Consider the following 8,066-nt stretch of genomic DNA (forward strand, 5'->3'; position numbering starts at 1 on the left):
TTGCATAATGTCACTTAAGCACTAGCTTCATCAATAAGGCAAGTAATGTAACAAGCGCAATGTCAGCGGTACAATACCTAAACTTAAATATACAAGCAATGTCCAGAGACTAGAGGTTTTTTCTATAAGTTTAGCCCATTTAGTAATCGGTTGACGCAGAAAAAGCCATGCCACAGCGATCGCAACAATGAATAATATCGCTAGCAAGCAACCGACAGGTGTTGCAAAGTCGATTTGGGAGGCGGATATAAAGGATGCGATCGCCGTCAATGCGATCGCGCCAAGCCAAGCAAACACAGCTTTTTTCCGTCCCCAAACAGCGCTGTAAGTCTCGACACCGAACTCTTCATCTTTGGGCGATCGAATCTTGCGTCCGATTTCAATTACCATCCCATTAAAAAAGCTAGCGACCAAAAACCAAAAAATATCCGCAGGCGGGGACGCCTGCGCCACTAACCAATCACAAGCTGTTGCATACAAATTAATCAGGGGTACAATTACTATGTGGCTGCACATATAAGCCAAAAGATGAGCCTTTAGCCAATTATGCACAAAGAATTCTTTGCACATCAACCCAAAGTAAAGCCACACCAAACCCAGCAACAATGCCAAAGTTGGTGTTAACCAAACAGCCAAACTTAGCTGAATTATGCCAGTAGCAACACCCAGCCAACCTAACTCGCGCAAACTCACCAAACCTCTGGGAACGGGACGGTAAGGACGGTATCGCAAATCGTCATCAAAATCTTTAAATTCATCTGCAATCCGCAGTTGCAAAAAGAAGAGAAAAACGCTGATAAAGGCAACTATTATTGTACTGAGATTCAGTATTTTTGTGCCACCGCGCAGCAGGACAGAATAGCTAATCGCAGCACTGCTGAAAATTGCAATTAGTACTCCATGAGCTACAATTGGGAAGCGTTCTCGCTGATATATCCACCAGCGATCGAACATTGTTTGCTGCTGCATAATTCTAGCTTATTGTATTATTAAAAATCCCTAAAGCTTCCTCAATTTCTTGATTGCTCCAACCTTCAAATCTGAGTCTATTAGCAATTTGAGTGTCGCTCCAACCATATTTATCTTTGCCTTGTTTCATATATTTAACTAAAGCCATTTGTTGAGAAGTCAGCGGTACACTTTCTTGGCGGGGTAATGTGGGGTTAGGCGCGATCGATGTACTTGCTTGCGAAATGCGATCGGCACTGGTTTCCCCCTCACCGGAATTACGATATTTATATAGTAAAATTCCTCCCCAAATGATGCCCCAAATAGGCGCTACTATCATCAAACCGATCAACCAAGCGATCGCGCCAAGAAGAGCAATTCCAATTCCCAGCGTACAGATTGCTAAAAACATTAAACTTGTGACCGCATTTTGTACGCTACCCGTAGTGGCGACTAAGAAAACAAAGATAACGAGCGCTCCCACAAAAACACTTAACAGATGAAAAGTTAATTTTTCATTTTCACTCATTCGTTGTCCTAACATTTGCGATTTACCTCAGAATTTACAATCACAATCTATTGTCAATTACCGTTTCCCAGTAGCGAATGAACACAATAATCAATGCCATATAAATGGGTATAGCAAAAGCTAATTCTACTGGTGTATTAAGGATAGGCGTCTTATAACCGAGCCAAGTTTCCACTGTGCTGTGATTGTAAACTCGGTAGTTATTTTGCATCAACCAAGATTCGATCGGCCAAGCTATAGCAGTCGTAATTATTACAGCAATAGCAAATCTTTGCGGAGTTGGATAATTGATGAAAAATTTACCAACTACAGCCGCAGCAAACCCGACAATGAGAATCCACATCCCTGTTTGGATAAAGCTAATATCGTGAAAAATGTACGACCACTTGGGAAAATTTTCATTGCTCACCATTGGCTCAATCATTACTTCAAATAAGAAGATTCCCATGAAAGCAAGGAAAAAGCTGCGTACCCATTTCCTGCGCTTTACAGGTATGAGGGGAATATCGTCTATTACAAAACTCCAATATTTGTAAAATGCGATGACCAATGCCATAAACACGGGTACATAATATAGGATTTCTAGCGGTACTCCCGCCACCCAAATACCTGAAGTAGCCTCGATAACTTCCGGAGCGTAACTGCGAAGTCCTATATTGACCACAATCGTTTCTAAAACTATGACTGCCAGTGTCAATATAATTAGATAAATTACAAATTTTTTCCACTCTTTCCAATCTGGTAAAAGTTTATCTACCAGTAGCACAACCCCCAAAATTAACTCTGCCCAACCTATAGTTAATATCCAACTAACATCGTGGTAAACATACGCCCATTGCCCCATTCTGAAGTTATGCCACATGGGAGCGGTAAACAACTCAAACATCATTACTCCCGCACTCATTATGAGAAAGCGTAGGGGTAATTTATCTGTGACTTTACGAAGTATTATGAAAGCGGCAGCAACTCCAGCAAAAATAAAAAGCTCAAACAGCACGATGGGTATAGTTGGACTTTTATCGAAGTTGCAGTTTGCCAGAATTGGTGTGAGATAGAGGAGTGAAATCATAAGGTAATGGTGAATTACTAAATGTGGATATTGAGGTTGCCACTTGAGACAGTTTCTTTTTGCCGAAATTCAGAATCTTTGATTTTGCATCCACCCCACTTTGCCTGACAAAATTCGGGTAGAGTTGTCAATCTATCCCAGATTTTCCAAAGGGGTTCTTCGAGAATGTTGCCAAACTTGGCATGGTTGAAATCGCAGGACATAATATCACCGTAAGGCGAAACGTAAAAATAGCTTGTACCGCAAGAACAACCGACGCTGCGATGACTGGTAAAATAAGCAAAGAAAACTACTCCCGGATAATTGGGATTTTGGTTATATTTTCTAGCTGACTGAATCATCTCTTCTATCCAGTCGTTGTTATCAACTAAGTCTTGCCGCTCTTTATATCTTCCTGTTGGCAAAGCATCGAAAACGAGGACTTCATGGATGCCTATCTTTTTCCCCAATTTAACAATTCTGTCTAATTCTCCATCGCGGTAAGATTCCGGAGTCATAGTTGTAGAGATTCCGACAGAAAAGCCTAACTTTTTCGCTGTTTGGATACCTCGCATTGCTCGATCGAACAAACCCGTTTGTTTGCGAAATCGGTCGTGCTTTTCCGGACTTGCCGCATCTATGCTAATATAAATGCTGTCCAATCCTGCCTTTTTTAATTCTGCTGCCCGCTTCTCCAAATGCCAACCGTTGGTAAATAGAATAGTAGTGGAAAAGTCTTTATTAACTGCTTTGATAATTTCCGGTAATTCTTGGTGCAGGAGCGGTTCTCCACCGACAAAGTTAATTACAGATACTCCCAACTCTTGCGCGTCTTTGATGAGTTTTTGTGCTTGCTGTAATGTGAGAATATTTTTGTTTTTCTCTTCAACAGCTTCAAAGAAACTACAATGCTCGCAAGTCGCATTGCAGATATCATTAACCGCAAAACTCATCAAGTTGGGCAAATTTTTATTCTGAATGGTGCGATATAGGGCGCGAGCGATGAAGTTAGATGCTGGTTTGCTGAATAAAGCGGGAGTGGATAGGGAATAAACCGGGTATCCATTACGGAAATGTATGATTTTGTTATGATTTAGATAGATTTGATACAAAATTTTAACAAAGTCGGCGCTGTAGTCTAAAGCCCTAGTGGCAAGGAACCATTTGAGGCGAATATTGCTAAGAAAGGGGTTCATGTATTGGCTAGATTAAGGGCGGTATACACTAGATTAATGTGTGGCATTGGCTCTTAAAAGTAATGGTAAAAAAAGTTAACATTTAAGGCTGAAGAAACCGGGTTTCTCAACAGAAAATCTAGGCTTTCAGCGAATGGTAGTTGCAAGAAACCCGGTTTCTCAACAGAAAATCTAGGCTTTCAGCGAAGGGCAGTTGCAAGAAACCCGGTTTCTCAACAGAAAATCTAGGCTTTCAGTTAAGGGCAGTTGCAAGAAACCCGGTTTCTGACCCTGGTCTTTAGCGCTAAAGCGCAACAACGTACCTAAGCAAATTTTTTATAAATCGTAAGAAACTTGCAACAATCCGGATTCATAGGTTTTGACAGTTTTGAATTTAAGTGAGGTTTGTAAACTTGCATCTTTCACAATCAGCGAGATACCATCGCCTAGAATAATTGGGTGAATTGAGAGGATTAGTTCATCAATCAAACTGTGTTTGAGAAAATAATGAATTATCTCAGATCCCCCAACTAACCAGATATCGCCACCGGGAGATTGACGCAGGTTGTTGACGAACTCATTCAAATCGCCGCCGATAAATTCTACGTTATTATTATCTTTTTGACCTGGCAAAGTGTTAGAGAAAACAAAAACTTGTTTGCCTTTGTATGGATATTCCCCAAAACCAAGAACTTGCTGATATGTTTTATTACCCATGAGTATTGTGTCTACTTGGGCTAAGAATTCGGTGTAACCGTAGTCGGCGTCGGTGAATAACCAATCGACATCGCCGGATGTTCTCGCAATGTAGCCGTCAAGACTGGAGGCAATGTACAAACGTATTTTTCGCATGGTTTAGTTGCCAAGTTTTAAACGATGTGCGATCGATCCATAATATTCTCGAAGGGTAGCACACTAATACCATATTTATGCCACACTTGCTCGACATCACCGAGTCTTATCTGCGGACATCGGTAGCCGCGATCGCTCACAATATAGATACTAACCCAGACACTCTGTTTGATGCACTCAAAGGTTTGGGCGAATTGGGTGTCCTTGCACTCCGAATTCCGCCAGAATGGGGCGGAAAAGGTGTCAGCGAAGATACGTTTCAATCTTTTCAAGAATTGGTCGCTAAATATTCCGGCGCTTTAGCTTTCTTGCAAACTCAACACCAAAGCGCTGCGGGTATGCTTTTTGACAGTAAAAACACCTCTCTCAAACAAGAATACCTTCCCCGTATGAGTAACGGTGAGGTTTTGGTCGGTGTGGGTTTTTCCCAACTGCGACGGTCAGGCGACCCGCTAATTTCAGCTACCCCTGTAGATGGGGGTTATTTATTAGAAGGACAAGTTCCTTGGGTGACAGGATGGGGGATATTTCAATATTTTATTGTTGCCGCTAGTTTATCGGATGGTAGAGCAGTTTTTGGTATGCTTACTTTTGGGGAAACAAAGCAAAGTTTGGGCGGTTACATTAATTTTAGCGAACCGATGCAACTGGCAGCAATGACATCAACCAACACGGTGACGGCAACTATCAAAGATTGGTTTTTGCCAGACGATCGCATACTTTCTATTAAACCACAAAATTGGATACAAGAAAACGATAAAAAGAATGTTTTGCGTGCGACTGGTTTGGTACTCGGTTGCGCTAGGGCGGGACTCGATATTATCGAAGCAGCCGCTATAAATAAGTCGTTTCCTTTTATAGATAAAGCATTCCTATCCCTCAATAACGAATTCGCACAATGTCGAACTACAATTAGAGAAGCTCAACAACAAACAAGCATTGAACTATCAGAAAAGCTACATTTAAGAAGTTGGGCGATCGAACTCGCAGTCCGCATCGCCCACGCCGCCATTACCGTTTCCAGTGGGGCGGCAAATTACAGCCATCATGCCGCACAGCGCGTTTATCGAGAAGCGCTGGTTTTCACCGTTTCCGGTCAAAATACTGCACTCATGGAAGCAACGCTGGAAAGATTAACTCGTTCTCAGACAGTTACTAGAAAAAGCGAACATAAAACGATTACTTACTCGCAAGTAATTCACCTCAGTCACGTCATCGATATTGATATTCCCCAATGGCCGGGAGACCCACCAGTTGAATTTGAAATCGTCGCTGAATTGGAGAAACATGGCTATTATTTACGGCGTTTCTCTATTGGAGAACACAGCGCGACTCATATCAACGCACCCAAGAGTTTTTATGTGAATGGAATGGGGATCGATCGCTATCCCGCTGAATCTCTAATTGTACCTGCTGTAGTCATCGATATGCGCGACAAAGTTGCAGATAATTTCGATTATACTCTCACTATTAACGATGTTAAAAATTGGGAACAACAACACGGTCAGATTCCAGTTAATAGTATCGTATTGCTGTACACGGGTTGGCAAGAAAAATGGCTTGACAAAAATGCTTTTTTGAATCAAGATAGTGAAGGAAAGTTACATTTTCCCGCTTTGACAAGCGAAACAACTCAGTTTTTAATTGCAGAACGTCAAATTGCTGGTGTGGGAATTGATACTCACGGCGTAGATTGCGCTCAAGATCCCACTTTTGCTACTAACCGTTTGGTGTTGGCACAATCGGGTATTGTATTGGAAAATTTAACTAATTTAGAGCGATTGCCGCCAATTGGTACTATTTTAGTTATCGGTCATCTCCGTCTTAAAGATGGATCTGGTTCTCCTGCTGCGGTGATAGGGTTAGTTCCGTAGTATAACCTTTAAGATTGTGTGCCGTAGCATCGGTAGTGTAAGACTGATACGAAAGATTATCTGTGGGAATTAGGGGTTAAATTTTTACCACAGATGAAAACAGATAAACACAGATGAACACAGATGCGATCGTCAATTTTTGACTCTACCGATGCAACGGGACAGATAATACATATGAAAATAGATGCACACAAATAAACAAAGATGAATGCGTTCATCTTTGTTTATTTGTGGTAAAAATTTACTAACGAATCGGGCCGTTGTAGTCTACATTTACCTGCCTGCCATCTTTAGAAACAGTGACAACAGTTTGGATACTATAGACACTGGAATCGGGACGGCGACCTTTAAAAGTAAACGTCCAAGTGCCATTGCCATTATCTACAAAGGGTGCCTCTGTAGCTGGGCCGTGCATTGAGTTTTCTGGACGATAGCGACCCAAACCGCCGTTAGTGGATACACCTGCTTGACGTGCAAGGTTTTTGGCGCGATTGAGGTCGATGTTATTATTAAGGACAACCCTGGGATCGGTTGCTTGTTTGCCCAAAGCAACATCAAAATTTTCCAAAGCGAGGGCTTTGGATGGTAAGCTGATTGCTAAAGCCGCGATCGCCCAAGTTGCGGCAAGTCGAATATCTCGCTTCATGTTTGCGGCGACTCCCATAACAACGTTTGAGGGAACTGTTTTTAATCATTCTTAATGACAGCGATCGCAGCGTTGGAGTTCCGCAATTTTACGGATAGGGGCTAGGGATTAGGGCGTCGGGGCTAGGGATTAGGGGAGGGGGAAATGCTATACTCCTGTTCCAATTGGCGATATTTGGGAACCTCGATAATTTGCTCGAATTCTGGGAAGGAAACCAAATTAGAAAAACCCGTTGTCGTTCCCTGTTCCTTGAGTTGGCGCAAGCAAGCGGTCATGGCGTGAGTTGCGGCAAATAAACCAGAGAGGGGGAAGACTACAATTTTGAAACCCAACTCTTGTAATTGCGAACCGGTCAGGAAGGGAGTTTTCCCGCCTTCGATCATATTTGCAAACAATGGTACATCGGGGAAAGCAGATGCGATCGCTTTCAAATCCTCCACTGACTGCGGCGCTTCAATAAACACCACATCCGCGCCAGCTTCGTAATAAGCGCGACCCCGACGAATCGCTTCTTCCAATCCCAATGGCGCTAAAGCATCGGTTCGTCCTATAATTACCAAACCGCTATCAGCGCGGGCGTGGACTGCGGCGCGGATTTTTTCTACCTGTTCCGCCATTGGGATAACGCGCTTACCCTGGTAGTGACCGCATTTTTTCGGCCATTCTTGGTCTTCCAAAATGACTCCGGCGACTCCCAGATTTACGGCGTCGGTGACAGTCCTAATTACATTTAAAGGATTGCCATAACCGGTATCGATATCGGCAACTAAAGGAATGTTAATCGACTGTGCAATTCTCCCGACACTGTAAAGCATTTCCGTGGCGGTGAGAAAGCCGTAATCCGGGCGACCGAGTGTAGAGGCAGAAATGCCAAAACCGCTGGTGAAAACGATTTCAAATCCCAACTGTTCGGCAAGTTTGGCGCTCAAACAATCATACACGCCGGGAAGTACGAGGATGCCGGAGCGATCGAGTATTTTTCGCAGTTCGTGAC

8 protein-coding genes are annotated in these 8,066 nt (G+C 42.8%); 1 reads left to right on the forward strand and 7 read right to left on the reverse strand.

The annotated features are described in order from the left end of the window. Nucleotides 1–30 precede the first annotated feature (30 nt). The 5 genes from H6G03_RS29785 to H6G03_RS29805 form a co-directional block, all read right to left on the reverse strand. Nucleotides 31–969, reverse strand: coding sequence for a UbiA family prenyltransferase (locus tag H6G03_RS29785; protein ID WP_242057026.1), 939 nt, complete (start codon nucleotides 967–969; stop codon nucleotides 31–33). A 4-nt stretch (nucleotides 970–973) separates the two neighbouring features. Further along, a complete protein-coding gene (locus tag H6G03_RS29790) occupies nucleotides 974–1,492 on the reverse strand; it encodes a hypothetical protein (protein ID WP_190472980.1) in 519 nt (172 codons plus the stop codon). Nucleotides 1,493–1,517: 25 nt separating this feature from the next. After that, nucleotides 1,518–2,546 carry a hypothetical protein gene (locus H6G03_RS29795; RefSeq protein ID WP_190472983.1) on the reverse strand — a complete coding sequence of 343 codons (1,029 nt, stop codon included), beginning with the start codon at nucleotides 2,544–2,546 and terminating at the stop codon, nucleotides 1,518–1,520. Nucleotides 2,547–2,563: 17 nt separating this feature from the next. Next, nucleotides 2,564–3,721 (reverse strand): radical SAM/SPASM domain-containing protein, encoded by a 1,158-nt coding sequence (locus tag H6G03_RS29800; protein WP_190472987.1) that lies wholly within the window; start codon nucleotides 3,719–3,721, stop codon nucleotides 2,564–2,566. 315 nt (nucleotides 3,722–4,036) lie between these two features. Then, the gene (locus H6G03_RS29805) at nucleotides 4,037–4,552 is read right to left on the reverse strand and encodes a dihydrofolate reductase family protein (RefSeq protein ID WP_190472991.1); all 516 of its coding nucleotides are present in this window, start codon (nucleotides 4,550–4,552) and stop codon (nucleotides 4,037–4,039) included. A gap of 77 nt (nucleotides 4,553–4,629) precedes the next feature. Between H6G03_RS29805 and H6G03_RS39365 the strand changes: the two genes are divergently transcribed. Then, nucleotides 4,630–6,426: a cyclase family protein gene (locus tag H6G03_RS39365; RefSeq protein ID WP_190472995.1), complete on the forward strand. Its 1,797-nt coding sequence runs from the start codon at nucleotides 4,630–4,632 to the stop codon at nucleotides 6,424–6,426. 244 nt (nucleotides 6,427–6,670) lie between these two features. Here the strand turns inward: H6G03_RS39365 and H6G03_RS29815 are convergent, their stop codons facing one another. Together H6G03_RS29815 and H6G03_RS29820 are read right to left on the reverse strand one after the other, a co-directional pair. After that, complete coding sequence (locus H6G03_RS29815; RefSeq protein ID WP_190473009.1) at nucleotides 6,671–7,072, reverse strand: hypothetical protein; 402 nt, start codon at nucleotides 7,070–7,072, stop codon at nucleotides 6,671–6,673. Nucleotides 7,073–7,194: 122 nt separating this feature from the next. Next, nucleotides 7,195–8,066 (reverse strand): isocitrate lyase/PEP mutase family protein (locus H6G03_RS29820; RefSeq protein WP_190472998.1); only part of this gene is annotated, 872 nt, incomplete at its 5' end.

Origin of the sequence: Aerosakkonema funiforme FACHB-1375 (assembly GCF_014696265.1) — a bacterium.
GTDB classification, from domain to species: Bacteria; Cyanobacteriota; Cyanobacteriia; order Cyanobacteriales; family Aerosakkonemataceae; genus Aerosakkonema; species Aerosakkonema funiforme_A.

Excerpts from the sequence above, each read along its gene's own strand:
- H6G03_RS29790 (WP_190472980.1), bottom strand. The coding sequence starts at position 1,492 with ATGTTAGGACAACGAATGAGTGAAAATGAAAAATTAACTTTTCATCTG.
- H6G03_RS29800 (WP_190472987.1), bottom strand. The coding sequence starts at position 3,721 with ATGAACCCCTTTCTTAGCAATATTCGCCTCAAATGGTTCCTTGCCACT.
- H6G03_RS29805 (WP_190472991.1), bottom strand. The coding sequence starts at position 4,552 with ATGCGAAAAATACGTTTGTACATTGCCTCCAGTCTTGACGGCTACATT.
- H6G03_RS29815 (WP_190473009.1), bottom strand. The coding sequence starts at position 7,072 with ATGAAGCGAGATATTCGACTTGCCGCAACTTGGGCGATCGCGGCTTTA.
- H6G03_RS29795 (WP_190472983.1), bottom strand. The coding sequence starts at position 2,546 with ATGATTTCACTCCTCTATCTCACACCAATTCTGGCAAACTGCAACTTC.
- H6G03_RS29785 (WP_242057026.1), bottom strand. The coding sequence starts at position 969 with ATGCAGCAGCAAACAATGTTCGATCGCTGGTGGATATATCAGCGAGAA.
- H6G03_RS39365 (WP_190472995.1), top strand. The coding sequence starts at position 4,630 with ATGCCACACTTGCTCGACATCACCGAGTCTTATCTGCGGACATCGGTA.